The 15,658-nt window shown below is 50.9% G+C and carries 15 protein-coding genes and 1 tRNA gene; 10 read left to right on the plus strand and 6 right to left on the minus strand.

Annotated elements, in window-relative coordinates; all coding sequences use genetic code 11:
- Positions 1-209: 209 nt before the first annotated feature.
- Complete coding sequence (locus tag B4B27_RS07295) at positions 210-1,040, minus strand: hypothetical protein (RefSeq protein WP_290725150.1); 831 nt, start codon at positions 1,038-1,040, stop codon at positions 210-212.
- A complete protein-coding gene (locus B4B27_RS07300; RefSeq protein ID WP_290725152.1) occupies positions 1,024-1,569 on the minus strand; it encodes a pyridoxamine 5'-phosphate oxidase family protein in 546 nt (181 codons plus the stop codon). The genes B4B27_RS07295 and B4B27_RS07300 overlap by 17 nt, the downstream gene beginning before the upstream one ends.
- 239 nt (positions 1,570-1,808) lie before the next feature.
- Here B4B27_RS07300 and B4B27_RS07305 point away from each other — a divergent pair, with 239 nt between their 5' ends.
- Positions 1,809-3,752 (plus strand): carbohydrate-binding domain-containing protein, encoded by a 1,944-nt coding sequence (locus B4B27_RS07305; RefSeq protein WP_290725154.1) that lies wholly within the window; start codon positions 1,809-1,811, stop codon positions 3,750-3,752.
- A 2-nt stretch (positions 3,753-3,754) separates the two neighbouring features.
- On the opposite strand, the gene B4B27_RS07310 is transcribed toward B4B27_RS07305, so the two are convergent.
- Positions 3,755-5,143: a toxin-antitoxin system YwqK family antitoxin gene (locus tag B4B27_RS07310; RefSeq protein ID WP_290725156.1), complete on the minus strand. Its 1,389-nt coding sequence runs from the start codon at positions 5,141-5,143 to the stop codon at positions 3,755-3,757.
- A gap of 34 nt (positions 5,144-5,177) precedes the next feature.
- Between B4B27_RS07310 and B4B27_RS07315 the strand changes: the two genes are divergently transcribed.
- The 7 genes from B4B27_RS07315 to B4B27_RS07345 all read left to right on the plus strand — a co-directional run bounded on the left by B4B27_RS07315 (position 5,178) and on the right by B4B27_RS07345 (position 10,279).
- Positions 5,178-5,963, plus strand: a complete 786-nt coding sequence (locus tag B4B27_RS07315) for a hypothetical protein (RefSeq protein WP_290725158.1) — start codon at positions 5,178-5,180, stop codon at positions 5,961-5,963.
- Between the two features lie 6 nt (positions 5,964-5,969).
- On the plus strand, positions 5,970-6,503 hold the full coding sequence (locus tag B4B27_RS07320) for a hypothetical protein (RefSeq protein WP_173366564.1): 534 nt from the start codon (positions 5,970-5,972) through the stop codon (positions 6,501-6,503).
- A gap of 1 nt (position 6,504) precedes the next feature.
- Entirely contained in the window at positions 6,505-7,245 is a 741-nt protein-coding gene (locus tag B4B27_RS07325; RefSeq protein WP_290725160.1) for an alpha/beta fold hydrolase, read from the plus strand.
- A gap of 53 nt (positions 7,246-7,298) precedes the next feature.
- Positions 7,299-7,382: transfer RNA gene (locus B4B27_RS07330), tRNA-Leu, on the plus strand.
- A gap of 73 nt (positions 7,383-7,455) precedes the next feature.
- A complete protein-coding gene (locus tag B4B27_RS07335; RefSeq protein WP_290725162.1) occupies positions 7,456-8,037 on the plus strand; it encodes a GNAT family N-acetyltransferase in 582 nt (193 codons plus the stop codon).
- A 128-nt stretch (positions 8,038-8,165) separates the two neighbouring features.
- Positions 8,166-9,014: a TIGR02147 family protein gene (locus tag B4B27_RS07340; protein WP_173366561.1), complete on the plus strand. Its 849-nt coding sequence runs from the start codon at positions 8,166-8,168 to the stop codon at positions 9,012-9,014.
- A gap of 38 nt (positions 9,015-9,052) precedes the next feature.
- Entirely contained in the window at positions 9,053-10,279 is a 1,227-nt protein-coding gene (locus B4B27_RS07345) for a carbohydrate binding domain-containing protein (RefSeq protein ID WP_290725179.1), read from the plus strand.
- A gap of 73 nt (positions 10,280-10,352) precedes the next feature.
- Here B4B27_RS07345 and B4B27_RS07350 read toward each other — a convergent pair whose 3' ends face one another.
- Positions 10,353-11,744, minus strand: a complete 1,392-nt coding sequence (locus B4B27_RS07350; protein WP_290725166.1) for a sugar porter family MFS transporter — start codon at positions 11,742-11,744, stop codon at positions 10,353-10,355.
- Positions 11,745-11,938: 194 nt separating this feature from the next.
- Between B4B27_RS07350 and B4B27_RS07355 the strand changes: the two genes are divergently transcribed.
- A complete protein-coding gene (locus tag B4B27_RS07355) occupies positions 11,939-13,972 on the plus strand; it encodes a fibrobacter succinogenes major paralogous domain-containing protein (RefSeq protein WP_290725168.1) in 2,034 nt (677 codons plus the stop codon).
- 115 nt (positions 13,973-14,087) lie between these two features.
- Here B4B27_RS07355 and B4B27_RS07360 read toward each other — a convergent pair whose 3' ends face one another.
- Both B4B27_RS07360 and B4B27_RS07365 read right to left on the minus strand, forming a co-directional pair.
- The gene (locus B4B27_RS07360; RefSeq protein WP_173382761.1) at positions 14,088-14,528 is read right to left on the minus strand and encodes a hypothetical protein; all 441 of its coding nucleotides are present in this window, start codon (positions 14,526-14,528) and stop codon (positions 14,088-14,090) included.
- Entirely contained in the window at positions 14,515-14,979 is a 465-nt protein-coding gene (locus B4B27_RS07365) for a DUF3990 domain-containing protein (RefSeq protein WP_173382760.1), read from the minus strand. Before B4B27_RS07365 ends, B4B27_RS07360 begins: the two co-directional genes overlap by 14 nt.
- 238 nt (positions 14,980-15,217) lie before the next feature.
- Between B4B27_RS07365 and B4B27_RS07370 the strand changes: the two genes are divergently transcribed.
- The coding region (locus tag B4B27_RS07370; protein ID WP_290725172.1) for a class I tRNA ligase family protein at positions 15,218-15,658 on the plus strand (441 nt) is incomplete at its 3' end.

Raw genomic sequence — 15,658 nt, forward strand, 5'->3', positions numbered from 1 at the left:
AAGGCCAAGTGTCCAAAGGTCGCTTTAGCCTTGCCCTATGCCATCCTGTGGAAACTGCAGACTGTCACCCTGGAGGAACGTCGTGACGATAGGGTCCAGGGCAAGTCTGCCGCTACCCGCACCACCTAAAGGTGGCCATGTACACTAAGGCCTAAAGGCCAAGTGTCCAAAGGTCGCCTAGGGGGCCTGCCCCCTAAGACCCCCGAAAGCTATTGTGGCTGAATTATTGTTTTATCCTTGTCCAATACATTCTTTAGAATTTTATTGATTTTTTCGAGCAATTTTTTGTCTTTTATGATCAAGCGATCTCTAGATGAAAGAGGCTGAATAAATGTGCGTTCTCGACGAGGCGGTACTTCTAACTCCAAAGTCTTATATATATCTTGGATTAAAATCGCTACATCACCATAGTCAAATTTGGTTTCATCAAAGTCGCTTGAAAATGCGATGGTGAGGTATGTAAATCCTTCGTCTTTTATCATCTGCATCAGCGGCTTGTAGGTTTGAACTTTATTCAAGAAGGTTTCTCTATTATCATCAGGTTCTGCGATTCTATTCGGGTCCAAAATAATGAAAATATCGGTTGTATCAGATTTCGATACATGACGAGATATATGCAGTTCCTTAAGAACTTCATCGAATATGGATAAAGGGGCAACGACAATTTTATCGGCCCTGTGCTGTGTGAGCTTGTGCTTCAGATGGGGAGGCCATATCCCGCCTTCGCCGCGGCCAACGGCTGAATAGATATCATCGTTCTCATCGACAATTACGCTATCCAGTGTGCCGTTCTTTTCGGAGTAAAGCGCCCACACGATGCGCCCGGCATCATCTTCTTTTTCTTTGTGAAGCGAAATGTAGCGGCTCTCATACAAATCAGGTGCTGCTCTGTAATAAAAATCTTTAGTCCACCCTCCGAGTGCGTATATGGCCATATAGTTCTTTGTAACATACAAAGTAAGATTTAGCATTTGTTCCGCCCAGCAGAGGGCAGAACATGCCAAGGCTAATGTCAGTATTTTTTTAGCACTTTTGAGCATTGTCGTTTTTCGCTTTCCCAGTATAATTCGTGCTCGTTATCTTGAGGACGGTCACGGCGGCGGCTTGTTCGGGCGTGAATTCGAACTTGTGCGGGGTCGCGTGCATAGGTTGCGCGGAACTTGAACCGTGCGCGGCGCCTGCAGCCTGCCGTTCCATCAGGAGCGAGAGCCCGTGGCATTTCTCGGCGCTATCCTCGACGACTTCTGCCTTGCCCTGCCCGACAACGCTTGCATAAAAGCGCCCGCTCTTGCAATAAACGTCCTCGTGAATCTCGATGCGGTTCTCGATGCACATGCTGAACGCCACGTTCGGATTCTTGCGGATGCAGTCGAGTTTTTTGCCGACATGCGCGCAGTGGAAATACAGTTCCAGGACGCCGTCCTTCAAACTATACCCGAACGACATCGGAATCACGTAGGGCATGCCTGCATCTGCATCGTCCACCATCGCGACATGGCAAGTCGTGCACTGCTCGATAATCTTCGCGATATTCTCGTCGCCTAAAACTTCTCTATCCTTGCGCCGCATATTTAATTTGTCCTTTCCTTTTTTTTCAAATCTAATTTTTTTCTTGACTTCTTCTCCCACTTGAAAAATGATTTTTACGTAAATGGATGCTAGAAAATTTTTTCGGGATAATGCGTAACGCGCGGAACTTAAACTCCCGATTTTTCGGGTTTTGTTGTTCTCGACTTCAACAGAATGTTCCAGGCTGCAGTGGCGTATTTGGAGGGGCCGATCTATATTAAGTAAAAAAGGAGTCAGATATGAAATTAGGGCTTTTGGCGTTTTCCGCCATTGGAGTCTCGTTGGGTCTTGTAGCTTGTTCTGAAGATGCGGCCACGAATCCTAATGTCGATAGTGGGGCCTTGAACCCTGTGGAATTTTCTTCCAGCAGCGATTTCCTGGGAACTGGCATCCCTGGCGTAGAACTTTCCAGTTCCAGCTTTGTCGTGCCCGGCATTGAACTTTCGAGTTCGAGTATTGCCGGCCCCGGCTTCGGCATCTCCAGTTCAAGCTTCGTATGGCCCGGCCCGGTTGTCTCTAGCTCGAGCATCGTGATTCCCGGTGGCAGCAATCCCGGCAACGAGAGCGGAGACGATGAGAATGACAACGAGGATTCAAGGACGTTGGACGGCTCGCAGATTCTCCTGAAGCTTGCGGGCACTTCGGCTACGGTCGAAAACAACAACGGCTGTGTCGAAGTGGCAGACAAGAGCGCGACCATCACTTGCCCGGGCGCCTACTACGTGACGGGCGAATCATCCGACTTCCAGGTGGTGGTGAATACTCCGGGCGCCGAGAACGAGGACAATACCGGCATCTACCTCCACAACGCGACTATCAAGAGCTCCAATTCTCCCATCCTCGTGAAGAACGCCGACAAGACGGTGATTCACCTGGTCAAAGGCACCACCAATGTGGTCGAAGACGGCAACGGGAACCACCTGTTCACGAAGGTCAACGGAGCGCAGGATACTTCGAAGGCTGCAATCTATTCCCGCGACGACTTGAACATCAAGGGCGCAGGCACCCTGACCGTCAAGGGCAAGTTCAAGAACGGCATCCAGTGCAGCAATGACCTCAAAATCAAGAACGGCAACATCACTGTCGAGGCTGAAGAAAACGCCATCAAGGGCAAGGGAAGTCTCCAGATTTCGGGCGGTGTCTTGAACGTGACCGCCAAGAAGGGCGACGGACTCGAAAGCGACGAATGCGAAGAGGCGGGTGGCGCCTGCAAGGATACGGTTGCCGGCAAGGGCATCGTGGAAATTTCCGGCGGAAACATCACCATCAAGGCGGGTGACGACGGCATCCAGGCGGCAAACTACATTCTTGTGAACGATTCTGCCGAAGCCTCCACCATCAAGGTGACTTCTACCGGCAAGGGAATGGTCGCCACGAAGTTCATCTATGTGAACGGGGGCAACATCAACGTGACAGCCGACGACGATGCGATGCATACAAAATGGCGCGTCTATATGAATGCGGGCAATGTGACGGTCAGTTCGAAGGATGACGGCATTCACGCCGATTCTGCCCTGTACCTGAAGGGCTCTACAATCAACGTGGTTACCGCTAGCGAAGGCCTGGAAGCCTACAGAATTTTTGCCGAAGGAGGAATCACTTCGACATTTGCGACAAACGACGGCTGGAACGGCGCGGGCGGCCCGAAGGAAAACGTGGGCCAGTACGCCGCGTTCAGTGAGAGCGGTGGCCATATCGTGGTGAGCGGCGGCTACCACTACATCAGCGCGAAGGGCGACATGATCGACGTGTTCGACGCGAACGGTTCCGGAAAGATGACCGGCGGTGTGCTGATTCTCGAAATCACTGGCCAGAGCTACGAGAACCAGGGCGGCTTCAACTTTGGCGGTTGGGGCGGCGGAGGCATGGGTGGCGGCATGGGCGGTGGTAGCGGTGGATGCTCTTCCAACATGGCGGGCGGCCTTATCGATACGGATGCCGGCTTCGAGATTACCGGCGGCGTTCTCCTCGCGTTCGGCAACTACTCGACCGACCTTCCCAAGTGCGCGACCGTCACCTACAACAACAGCAGTTACTACGGCTCAAACAACGCTGCATTCAAGCCGACCTACCAGGGCAACGCGATTATCTACGGTGGTTCCGTGCAGTCGGTTACACAGGTAAATACTGCCGGCATGCAGGAACTCAAGTTCCCCAATGGCGTGAGCTACATGTACAAGTAGGGTTATTGCTTAACGGGCAAATGCATTATCACGGGCCGGTTCTTGCCGGCCTCTGTTTTATGTATCGTGAGCTTGCCGGTGCTGTCGTAACCGAACTGCTCGCCGACGCGTTCCCCGTTTACGTAGTTGAGGCTGTCTTTCAGTACCCCGTTCGGGTACCAGTTGCGCCATACGCCGTGCCGTTTGGAACCGTCTAGGTTTCTCTGCCAAAAGCCCAGGCTAGCCATTCCACCGCCCATGCTGTCCGGGTAGAAACTGCGACTCACGCGAAGAGCAGGGTCTCCAAAGTTTGACGGAGGGTCATCGTATGCCCAGAATTCTTCGTACAAAAGGACATGCCCTGCCTTGATGTAACGCAGCGATGCCGGGTACTTGCCGATACTTTTTTGATAAGCGTCCTTGAAGCTTAATGTGCTGCTGTCAAGTGTCCCGCTCGGGTTTGCAGACTGCACAAAGGATGTTTCTGCACAGAAAAGCGTGGACGAATTTTCGCAGGTTCCGTAGGTGATGCCGGAACTTTCGATAGGGCCGTCTGTTTCTTCCGTGGTAAAAATGCTTTCCCGGATGACATTGTTCTGCTCGTCGAACCACTGGATTTTTTCGCGCCCTTTGAACGGGTCGGACGTGATTTTTTTAAGAAGGGAACCATCTGCCCTGTATGTGGTATGTGGGTCAAAGAGAATGTCGTTGTCTGCGATACCTTCTTCCTTGATTTGTGCTTGCTCGCAGTTCCCGGCTGCAGAATCGGCTGGCTCGTATGATTCGTAGTATTTCTTCCATTCACCGACTAGCATGCCGTTTTCGCAACTGAAATATTCCAGAATCTTGCAGTTCCTTCCGTAGCGCTTGATGTATCCATGCGCTTCATGGCAGTTGTTTTCTTCGGCAAGTACGCCGTTGTCGTGCCACTTCTTCGAAACACCGATGGTGTCACCCTTATCGTCGAAGTGTTCTTCGGTAGCCTTGATTCCGTTGAAGTGCCAGCCTTCCCAGTCGCCTACGGGGTGATCGTCCTTGTAGTGTCGCACTGCTTCCTTGCGGCGGGAGTTGAGCCGTTCTACGAAGTAACTTGTCCAAGTCCCTTCGCGCTTGCCGTTCTTGTATTCGCCGTCGAGCGCCACGTCGCCGAGTACGGTCCAGCGCTTGATCTTCCCGTGCGGCACGTTGTTCTTGTACTGGATTTCGAATTCCTTGATGCCATTGTCGTACCACTCGTTGCGCTTGAGGATTTCGCCGTCGGGGTATACCCATACGGAGGTTTTCTTCGTGCCGTTCACGTGCTTTTCGAGGACTTGCTCTTCGGCATGCTCAATGGTGCAACCATAAAGCACGCCACAAGTGCCCAAAAGCGGCAAAAAGGCCAAAAATGTCGAAAAAATCTTCCCGCGCATATCCATCAAAGTAGAAAAAAGGTAATTTCTAGTTGTGGAAGATACAAAAAACAGGACGATTGCCGATACCTTCAACGCGAAGCTCAAGACTCCGTGGGTTTGGCTGATTATCCTTGTCACGCTCGGGCTTACCGCGCTGTTCTACATTTCGCAAAAGCCCGAAGCCGTTGTCTATTCGCGCTACATCAAGTCGCTTTCGGATTACCAGCTGATGGAACTCGACCTGATGCGATCGATGAACCAGGTCCGTTGTGGCTACAATGCGGACTCGGTCCGCGTCCTTGCCCAGACAATGTCACTTCGGGAACTTGCTGTCTCATACTCCAGGGATATGGATGAGTTCGCGTCCCACGGAATTGCCACTCCTCCCCGACCGGCCATTGCGAAATTCGAACGCGAAGTCTTTTCGAAGGTGGCCGGCATCCGCCGCTACCTGTCTGTCCGTAGGGCGTGGTTGAACAAGTTCGAATCCGTCTATGCCGAAGTATCCGACCTTCCGGGCGTGTCCGCCTATCCTCTGCTTTCTGTGCTGGATTCCGCGCGATTCGGTTTCCCGGTCCAGCAGCCTCGTGGAATTGCGCCGGATTCGCTTTCTGCCAAGATAGATACATTGCTTGCGGAAAATGCCGAGCTTGCGATGGCCTGGAGCCGTTTCGACAACCATGTGGCCATCATGAGCAGCGAAGAAATGATACAGTTCTTCCAAAAGGAAAACATGAACGAGATGGCGCTCAAGGCAAAGATTCCGCTAGTGTTCTATTTCCTGACCATCGTGTTGCTTCTCTCGACATTCTTTTTTATATTCAAGTCCAAATCGTAATTTGATATGTTGTCCTTTTTTCAAACACGAAAGTCCGCTTACTTCAATATCGCGCTGTTGTTCCTCGTTGCCCTGGTGTGGTGCATTTCGAGCACGCATAATGTTGTTCGCAGTTTTTTTAAGGAAGAACACCTTTTTTATGGAACTGTAAGCCAGGCTTCTATCCCGAGTCTTTTTGGCGGGACGGACATCCCCTTCCTCGACAGGACGTTCTTCCAGATTAATGGCGACAAGGATGCGACGTTCATCCTCTACACGTCCAAGGAAATAAACGACGAGATGGCGGAATGGTTCAGTTTTGCCGAAGAGGGCGCTTCTGAAATTCCGCTCGAAATCAGTGCCGTGCGCGTCAAGGACAATACCTTTGTCGTCAAGTATATCGGCAACAGCGACGGCGAACTCGATTGGGAAACCCTTGTCGAGTACCAGATTTCGAACCTGATGGTTTTTGGGGGCATCGCCTTGATTTGCTTTGTTGCGATGGTCGTGTTTGCCGTGCTCGGCATCAGGACGAAAAGGCGGCCTCTGCGGCGGACCTAGTATGCGTCATTTCGTTGCGCTGCTGGTTCTGATGGCATGTTGCGTTGGCGCATGGGCGGCCGTTTTTTCAGATTCGCTGAAAGTTTCGTATGTCGACAGCGGGCGCAATCTGCTTCTCAGGAATGTGGCGGGAGTCTGGTGGCCCGCGCAGCCGAAATCTCCCAAGGCGGCGAAATCCGGTGTCGTCGTTTGGTTCCATGGCGGCATGACGAGCGGCAACTGCGAGAAGGGACTTGTCGCAGGCGACGATTTCTCGAAGCTGTTTCCGGATGTAATCGTGGTGAGCGCTTCTGCTTGCAGGGAATCTCATTGGGTGACGGACGCCATGGTGTCCGCGGTCGATGCGGCCCTCGATTCCGTGGCCAGGAAGCGTAATGCGATCGTGGGGGAGGTTACGCTGGTAGGAGTCTCGGATGGCGCGCTGGGGGTGCTCTACTACTCCGTGCAGGGCAAACGTCGGGTGAAGGACCGGCTCCTGGTGAGCTCTTTCGGGAAACTCCTGGGCGAAGCGCCCGCCATTGCTGCATCGAGTCCCAGGATGCGCGAGGGGAGGTGGCGTTTTTTGCAGGGGGGCGCTGACCGTCTTTTCCCTGTCGCGCAGGCAAAACCGTGGATTGAGGATTTCTGCCGTGCCGTGGCAGTGGACTGCGCACTCCGGTTCGACCCCGCGGGCGAACATGACTGGTCGTATTGGCGCGAAAAGCACCTCGACTGGATTCGGGAGGCGGTGTCCGGGAAATAATTGGACTCACCCCTTGACAAAACGGGCGAATTTTTCAAAATTTGGTGCACCACGCGGATGTGGTGGAACTGGTAGACACGCTAGATTCAGGTTCTAGTGCCTGCAAGGGCATGAAGGTTCAAGTCCTTTCATCCGCACTGAAAGACCGCCGGAGCAATCCGGCGGTTTTTCTATTGTCCGGCGCATCCCTCTAATGCTATATTCTTTTTCATGGAAGACTTCTTGCTCGAAATCCCGGACGCACCCATCGAAGGAGAGCGCGTCGTGCTTCGGCTCCTGCACGAGCCCGATGCGGAGCCCTTGTTTGCGGTGATAGACGAGAGCCGGGATTTTCTTGCTAGACACCTGCCGTGGCCGGACGGATGCCGCTCGGTCGCAGACGTTGCCGCGAGAATCGAATCGTGGGAAATGCAGGCCGAGATGGCCAACGGCGCCTGCTGGGGAATTTTCGAACGCCCGCAGGGTTCCGCTTCCGCACCTGCTCTTGCGGGGGTCATTGTTCTCGGCTGGATCCAGGCGGCGCACCTTTCCGCAAGCGTGAGCTACTGGCTGGGCGAAAATTTTACGGGAAGAGGCCTTGCAACCGAGGCCCTGCGGCTGCTTTCGCGCTATGCGTTCGCGAAACTCGGGCTCAACCGGCTCGAAATCTCTGCCTCCGTGGCCAATGCGGAAAGCCGGGCGGTCGCTACACGCGCGGGATTTGTGCAAGAGGGAATCTGCCGTGAATACGAGCGGATACACGGGCATTTCGAAGACCATGTTCGGTTCTCCCTTCTGGCGAAAGATCTTTGATTTTCGCCGAAATTCGCCGTTTTCCGCTTGCGGCCGCTTATATTCTGGTAACAAAGACGTATACTAGGGTAAACGAGAAAGTGTAAATTTTTTTGTTCTTTCGCCGTTCAATCTTCTATCTTATGGATATGGAAAATGGAGAAAAAATAAACTTGACTGAACCGGACGTGCTGCAGTACACGAATTTTCGCGTCTACCTCCGCGATTATTACGAGTACAAGAAGAAGACGCAGCCCTCGTTCAGCCTCCGATTCTTCGCCGAGAAGGCGGGGCTTTCGAGTCACGCCCACCTGAAGCTTACCATCGACGGCAAGCGCAACATCACGAAGGGGACTGTGCTCAAGCTTATCCAGGGCTTGGGCCTCGAAAAACAGCGCGCGGCTTATTTCGAAAGCCTCGTGTTCTTCAACCAGGCGCAGAACGATACAGAGAAACAGATTTACTATGCCCAGCTCATTCAGGCAAGCCCTCGTTCCAAGCTTCACAAGATGGACAAGGCGCAGTTCCGCATCTTCCGTGAATGGCACCACTCCGTCATCCTGGAAATGGTGGCCCTCAAGGGTTTCCGCCCGATTCCCGACTGGGTGAGCAAGAAGCTCCGCGGCCTGGTCTCGCCCTCGCAGGTGCAGGAATCCTTCGATTTGCTGATGGAACTGGGCCTCCTGGTCAAGACAGCTAACGGGTTCAGGCAGCGCGACCCGCTCCTCACGACCGATGACGAGGTGCAGGACATGATGGTGAAGCTCTATCACCAGCAGATGCTGCGCATTTCGGCCAACATGTTGAACGAACTTCCGAGCCAGGAACGCGATGTATCTGCACTGACGTTCAGTATCAAGCGCGAAGATTTCCCCAATTTGAAGAAACACATCCAACTAATGCGCAAAGAACTACTAGATTTCTCTGCGAAACCCGGAGAAGCGGATGACGTAATCCAGGTGAATATCCAGATGTTCCCGCTGACCAAAGGAGTGTGATGCGTTTTGGGTGGTCCATAGTAGGTCTGTTGTTGACCGTGTCTGTTTTCGTCGGATGTTCTTCCGGCGAAAAATCTGAGCCAATTGCCGGTATCGAAATCGGCAACCCGGCACTGGCATTGACAGCTGCATTCTCGGTCGACTATTCCGAGGTGGAATCCTATACACTTAAAAAGTCTGCTGCAAAGGACGAACCGATGCTGTTGGATTCGTTCTCGATGAACTTGTCCGAGGTTCGTTCGTTCTCCAGCTACTATGTTGCAGTCTCTATCGATCCGAAGGAAGGCCTGCCCGTGTGGCCCGAAGAGGATGCGCCTGACGCGACCTTGCCCGTATCGTTCACGGAAGGGTCTTTGGTGGAAGAACCTTTCAAGAACATCAACCTCGAAGACGAAGGCTACCTGAAAGAAATAGGTGTCTCTTTCAAGCCTGAAGGCGCGAATTCCTTCATCCGTGGCCGCATTCTTCTCGACGGCGAATACGTTCCCTTCGAATACGACCTCAACGGATTCCAGAAGATTGGTTTGCGCTACCACTTCTCGCAGATCGAACGCGTTTCTGACAGCGTAGCCAACCTGTCCGTGGTATTCCACGTGCGCTACTTTGTCGAAGGAGTCGATTTCAAGAAGGCGGAAGTGTCGGAAGACGGCGTCGTCCGCTTTGACAACGCGAACAACGTTTCTCTCTGGCGTCAGCTGAACAACAATTTCGTGTCGGGCTTCCGCTCGCTGCGCTACAACTACGTCGATGCGCAGGGCAATAGCGTTGAAGACTATGTCAAGGATATTTGGGAAGGCGTCGTCGGCTCCATGAGCGACAACACTATCGAGAACGGGAACTTCTCGAAGGGACTTGACCATTGGATCTTCTTTACGCAGATGCGTGGTGAGGCGACTGCATCGGTAATCGAAGATGCGAACGGCGACAAGATGCTTAAGGTGGTTGTCACCAACGGTGGTACCAGATCCTACAGTGTCCAGCTCATACAGGAAGATGTGGCGCTTGTCGCGAAAAAAAAATACAAGTGCGTGTTTACCATCTGGTCCGATGTTGAAGGACAGATCACGGCGCGCATCGGTACTTACGACGACTACGAGACTGTGGGCTTCCAGGAACATCCGATAGTGAAGACCAGCGGCCAGTCGGTCGAGATTGAGTTCTCTCCGCAGGAGAGTACGCCCTTTGCCCGATTTGAACTGAATCTCGGCAATATGGAGCGCACCTTCTACATCAAGGAAGTGAAAATTTACCGCCTTGAGAAGTAATTGAAAGTTTGGTGTATGAAAATGCCGGCAGATGATTTTCTGCCGGCACTTTTGTATTCGGGAACAGCTTGTGTTACATCTCTTCGAGTTCCTTGCCCTTCGTTTCCTTGATGAACTTGGCCACGAAGAATATGCTGAAGATGGCGAAGAACGAATAGATGGCGTATGTCGGGCCCACACCGATACCCTGCTTGCCCGTAAGCACCGGGAAGCTCCAGGTGACGATGAAGTTTGCACCCCACTGCGCAAGGCCGCAGATGGCGATGGCCACCGTACGGATGCGGTTGTTGAACATCTCGCCGAGCATCACCCACATGACCGGGCCCCAGGACACCGCGAAGAAGGTGATGTAGAGGTTCGCGGCGATGAGCGCGATGACGCCCGCAGCTCCGGAGAGGCTACCGTCAGCTCCCGCATTCATGAAGCATACCGTGAGCGTGCTGAGCGTTACGGCCATACCGACGCTACCGATGAGCAGGAGCGGCTTGCGCCCGATCTTGTCGATAAGCATGATGGCGGCGATGGTCATGACGAGGTTGATGGCACTCGAGATGACGCTCGTGAGGAAGGCGTCGCTTTCGCCGAAGCCTACGCTCTGCCAGAGCATGGTGCCATAGTAGAAGATGACGTTGATACCCACCAGCTGCTGCAAGATGGCAAGGCCGAGGCCCGCCCACAGAATCGGGGTAATGCGGACCTTGTCCCCGATTTTATCGAGAAGGTCGCTGAACTTGGAAGGCCGTTCATTCTTGAAAGTCTCGTGAATAATCTCGATTTCCTTGTCGACTCCCTCGGGATTGATTTTCGCAAGGACGCGCTTGGCGTCTTCAATCCGGCCTTTATGAACAAGGTAACGCGGCGATTCCGGGAGTCGCCACGCAGCAAGCCCATAGAGCGCCGCCGGGATAACTTCGACCCAGAACATGATTTGCCAGGCCTTGAACCCGCCGACAAGTTCGTTGTTCGCAGAACCTGCAATACGCACGATGACATAGTTCGAGAGGAGCGCAACAAAGATACCTATCACGATAGCAAACTGCTGCATAGAACCCAGGCGACCGCGCAGGTGTGCCGGAGCCGATTCCGCAATATAGATTGGGGCAATGATGCTAGCCACACCGATGCCCACGCCGCCAATGACGCGCCATACGATAAAGTCGGGAATGCCGAACGGAACACCCGAACCGATAGCACTCACCAAGAAAAGGCCCGAAGCGGCAAGCATGCAACGCACACGACCAAACGTGTCGGCAAGCCGGCCAGCAAAGAACGCACCGGCCGCTGCACCTATCAGGGCAAGTGACACAGACCAAGCAAGTTGGTAATCTGTTGCATTAAAGTGAGCCTTCAAGGCTCCATTCGCACCGTTGATGACGGAAGAGTCGAAACCGAAGAGAAAGCCGCCGATTGCCGCGGCCAGGGTGATAAGGACAATGTGTCCCATGTGCGATTTTTCATTTGACATGAAATCTCCTTTTTTATAAACACCTAAAGTCTAAACTATTCGAATATGCGCAAAAAAGCCACTTTGAAAAGAATAAATAGCGCAAAACGATATTCCAAGTTGGAATAATGGAGCTTTTGGGGAGAAAATAAAGTTATTTTAGTGAGCAATAGCTACAAAAGAATGCTCTAGAAGGTTAAAAAATGGAGGCCACCGTGGCTAAAGTTATGCATCGTTGCTTGATATCATTGTTGGTTGTGCTTGTTATGTCGTCCTTTGCCGTGGCAGGCGAAGTCCACCCTGCCCTGCAAGAGGCTATAGACTCCAAGAACTACAAGCAGGCTGAAAACCTGATAAAAAATGTAGGCATCAAAGACGTCTACTGCCCAGAAACACTTGCCGCAAAAGATGCCGATAAAATCTATGGCAAGGTGTTTGCCGAATCTATCAAGAGCCTGTTGGAAAATTGCGATGCGGAGTTTTCCAGAAACTATTTGGACTACAAATGCGCCGGAGGAAAGGATAAGGCCATGTGCCTGAATTTGGTCAACTTGACTGACCCGTTTTATTGGCCCGATTCTTATGCAAAACAGTTCTGTACAAAGAAAAATGTAGATATTTGCGCCGCCATAGTCGAAAAGATACCCGTTGAAAAATCTGTGCCGTACTTGAAGGCTATAAAGGCGAGCAAATTGGCGGATATGAAAGGAAATGATAATTCGATTGCAAAGACTGTATCGGAATGTAGACGGATATGTGAAATAGGAAGAACGTTCAAATTGTCTGGACAACTTGATGACGAAATCTTTAAGAAAAGGCAAGAGTGGCGGCGGGCGACAACCGTGCGTGAACAGCAGGGAATTGAACAGCAAATAAGGCGATTGGAAAAAGAAAAAGTGGAGGTTCGTTCAAATGATTATTGCGAAAAGTCGTGCCCCGGAGGAAGTCAGTCCAAGTCGGAATTGGAAAAATTTTCTCAATACTATTTTGAAAGAGCGTTCTATTCCTTGTCTCATAGAGTCTATTTGTATTACAAGGACGAAAATAACCCTATAATTCCTGGGCTAGCAGAAAATTGGTCAATTGTAGATAAACTTATTGAGTCTTCTCTAGACTTTTTTATGAAGACCATTAAAGAAATGGGTTCCCAAGATATCTTAAATACAGACTTTGGTCTCATGAATATCATTCTTGAAAGGCAAAAAAATTTAATGGCGCTTTATCCATATGCCATAACAAAAAGATTTGTTATGGATACGCTGAAGGCTTCATTTGCGAACGGGACGACTATCGGAGATTCTGAGCAGCTTTTATATTGCAAAATCTATCCCTCACTTGAAAAAGAAACGGAGAAATTTTTTGGGACAAACGTATTAAACTGTAAGTTAATAATAGAAGAGAATAAAAAATTGCATGAGCCTTGTCATGAGGGCGATTTGCCGCTATTTGAGGGAAAGTTCCAATGTGAAGAGACACTAAATGGGTGGGAATACGTAAAAACAAACAATCAAAAATGTGAAGAAGCAGACGAAGGAAAATGCTTTGATGAATATTGCTGTGAAAATAGCAGATTAAGAGAGGGAACAGATATAGAATTGTCCGTGGGAAAAATATGCTCCAGTTCTATACAAGATTCTATTTTCGTTTTTGGTGAAAGTGCTTATTTGTGTGATAAAACTGATTTTGTAGAAATAGAGACAACTGACGAGAGATTTCTTCGCACTCTTATTTCAGATTCAAGAGATGGAAAAATTTATCGCAAGATAAAAATAGGAAACCAAATTTGGATGGCCGAGAATTTGAACTACGAAACAAATAATAGTTATTGCTATGAAGATAATCCTACGAATTGCCAAAAATATGGACGGCTTTACGAATGGAAAGCGGCAATTGATGCATGTCCTAGGGGTTGGCATTTGCCAAGCGAGGATGAATTTGACGCTCTATCCGCTACCGTAGGCGGAAAATCTACGGCAGCAAAAATGCTCAAATCTCAGACAGGCTGGAAACACAACGGCAACGGTACAGATGCATATGGCTTCGCTGCACTGCCTGCTGGCTTCATGTCAGAGAGTGACTATTACCGTAACTTCATGGGCGAAGGCGTCAACGCCTGCTTCTGGAGTGTCAAGCAGGATCCCCACGTTCCCCCACGCGCCTACTACTACGTCTTGGGCACAGGCGACGATGCAAAACTCAAAGGTGGAGATGGAAACGATTTCTATTATGTTCGTTGTCTCAAGGACTAGGGTACATACCGCAAGCCTGTAGCGAGTATAGCCCGACCCGCGCCAGCGGGGAACGCCCAAAAGAAATTAGTCAGGTGGTCAAAAAATTTGACCACCTTGCCAAACTGAAATTAAACTACAGCAGTTTCCCAGCCTTGAAGGATTCTTCAAGGTAGCTCGGATTCTGATAATAGCAATCCGAATTGAAGTTGGAGATGTAGTCGCTAATGGGGGAGGTGAAAATCTTGATGGCAGTCTCGATTTCGTTGCCGTTCTTTGCGCAGTCGAGAACCATGATGCAATACAGGTTGCCGATGTCCGTATAGGAGGGAATATCGTATTTGCAGTTCTCTACAGATTCAAAATCGCCCTGCGGGATTTTATACTGGTCGATGACTTCTTCGCCGACCTGCTCGAAACTTAGACAATGGTTCACCTGGGCGTCTTTCAGCTGTTTGGTAAAACCATCAACTCCAAGCTTGTTTGCGACCACCCCGCGCTTGTTCTTTGTCTTGCGGGCAATAAATTCAACCAGCGAACACACGTAGAACAAATCGTCTTTATCAGCTCCCGTCATGCTTAACCTCGAATTTCAAGAACTTCAGGCATGCCAGAGCCGAAAGCGTATGAAAACTAATTTGGTGTGTAGGGTATTTGAATTCCGCCAATGCCCAGAACTGCTTGCGGTTAATCCGCCCCGTCAAGAAATCGTTCACGAAATTCCAAACAGTGTCATCTGCCATAGGACCTTCGACAACATCGTATTGATGTGAGCCGCCATTACGGCAGGCTGCTATAAAGTCGAGCCATTTGTCGGTCATTTTCTCAAATTTTAGGATTTTTAGTGAACCGGAATCCGTGAATTCATAGTGATTGACGTATGGAGTGCCTTCACCACGATTTGCCCACCGCACCGCTTGTTTGAAATCATTGGTGCAGTAGAATCCCCATGAAAAGTCCTTCGTGAACTTTGTCTTTCGAATTTCGGGCGATTCTACGATTTGTTTGCTTGCGTGGTAAATGAGCATGGCTCTAATATAACAAAATATCCCGAAGAAATCCTGCTGATCAGGATTAGGCTGTCTTTTGAGGCCATTTTGGCCGCTTTGACGGTATTTCGCTTTGCCGTAGCCCCCGTCTTTTTCTATCTTTACCGCCGAAAATTTATACAGCCGTGAGCTGTCAGCTTTGGGCTATGGGCTTTTGAAAGTGCTCGTTGCTCACTGCTCGTGGTCCACAGCCTGGCCGAAGGCCAAGAGGAAAACTATGTTCCGTGAAGTAAAGAAAGAAGAGACCTTCCCGCAGATCGAAGAGCGCGTGCTCGCCCTGTGGGATAAGGATGAATCGTTCAAGAAGTCGCTGGACTCCCGTCCGGAAACTGAACCGTACACTTTCTACGATGGCCCTCCGTTTGCAACGGGCCTTCCGCACTACGGTCACTTGCTTGCCGGTACCATCAAGGACATCGTTCCGCGTTACTGGACCATGAAGGGCAAGAAGGTTCCGCGCGGTTTCGGTTGGGACTGCCACGGCCTTCCGATTGAATCTCTCGTGCAGAACGAGCTCGGTCTCGCTGGCGTTGCCGAAATCCAGAAGCTTGGCGTTGACAAGTTCAACGAAACTTGCCGCGGCAAGGTGCTCAAGTACACCAGCGAATGGAAGAAGACCGTGCGCCGCATGGGCCGCTGGGTGGACTTCGACAAGGGC

It is taken from the genome of Fibrobacter sp. UBA2449 (genome assembly GCF_002342555.1).
Classification (GTDB): Bacteria; Fibrobacterota; Fibrobacteria; order Fibrobacterales; family Fibrobacteraceae; genus Fibrobacter.

Bases quoted from the DNA above. Each gene is read 5' to 3' on its own strand.
- B4B27_RS07295 (WP_290725150.1), bottom strand. From the start codon at position 1,040: ATGCTCAAAAGTGCTAAAAAAATACTGACATTAGCCTTGGCATGTTCT.
- B4B27_RS07300 (WP_290725152.1), bottom strand. From the start codon at position 1,569: ATGCGGCGCAAGGATAGAGAAGTTTTAGGCGACGAGAATATCGCGAAG.
- B4B27_RS07305 (WP_290725154.1), top strand. From the start codon at position 1,809: ATGAAATTAGGGCTTTTGGCGTTTTCCGCCATTGGAGTCTCGTTGGGT.
- B4B27_RS07310 (WP_290725156.1), bottom strand. From the start codon at position 5,143: ATGCGCGGGAAGATTTTTTCGACATTTTTGGCCTTTTTGCCGCTTTTG.
- B4B27_RS07320 (WP_173366564.1), top strand. From the start codon at position 5,970: ATGTTGTCCTTTTTTCAAACACGAAAGTCCGCTTACTTCAATATCGCG.
- B4B27_RS07325 (WP_290725160.1), top strand. From the start codon at position 6,505: ATGCGTCATTTCGTTGCGCTGCTGGTTCTGATGGCATGTTGCGTTGGC.
- B4B27_RS07335 (WP_290725162.1), top strand. From the start codon at position 7,456: ATGGAAGACTTCTTGCTCGAAATCCCGGACGCACCCATCGAAGGAGAG.
- B4B27_RS07340 (WP_173366561.1), top strand. From the start codon at position 8,166: ATGGAAAATGGAGAAAAAATAAACTTGACTGAACCGGACGTGCTGCAG.
- B4B27_RS07350 (WP_290725166.1), bottom strand. From the start codon at position 11,744: ATGTCAAATGAAAAATCGCACATGGGACACATTGTCCTTATCACCCTG.
- B4B27_RS07360 (WP_173382761.1), bottom strand. From the start codon at position 14,528: ATGACGGGAGCTGATAAAGACGATTTGTTCTACGTGTGTTCGCTGGTT.
- B4B27_RS07365 (WP_173382760.1), bottom strand. From the start codon at position 14,979: ATGCTCATTTACCACGCAAGCAAACAAATCGTAGAATCGCCCGAAATT.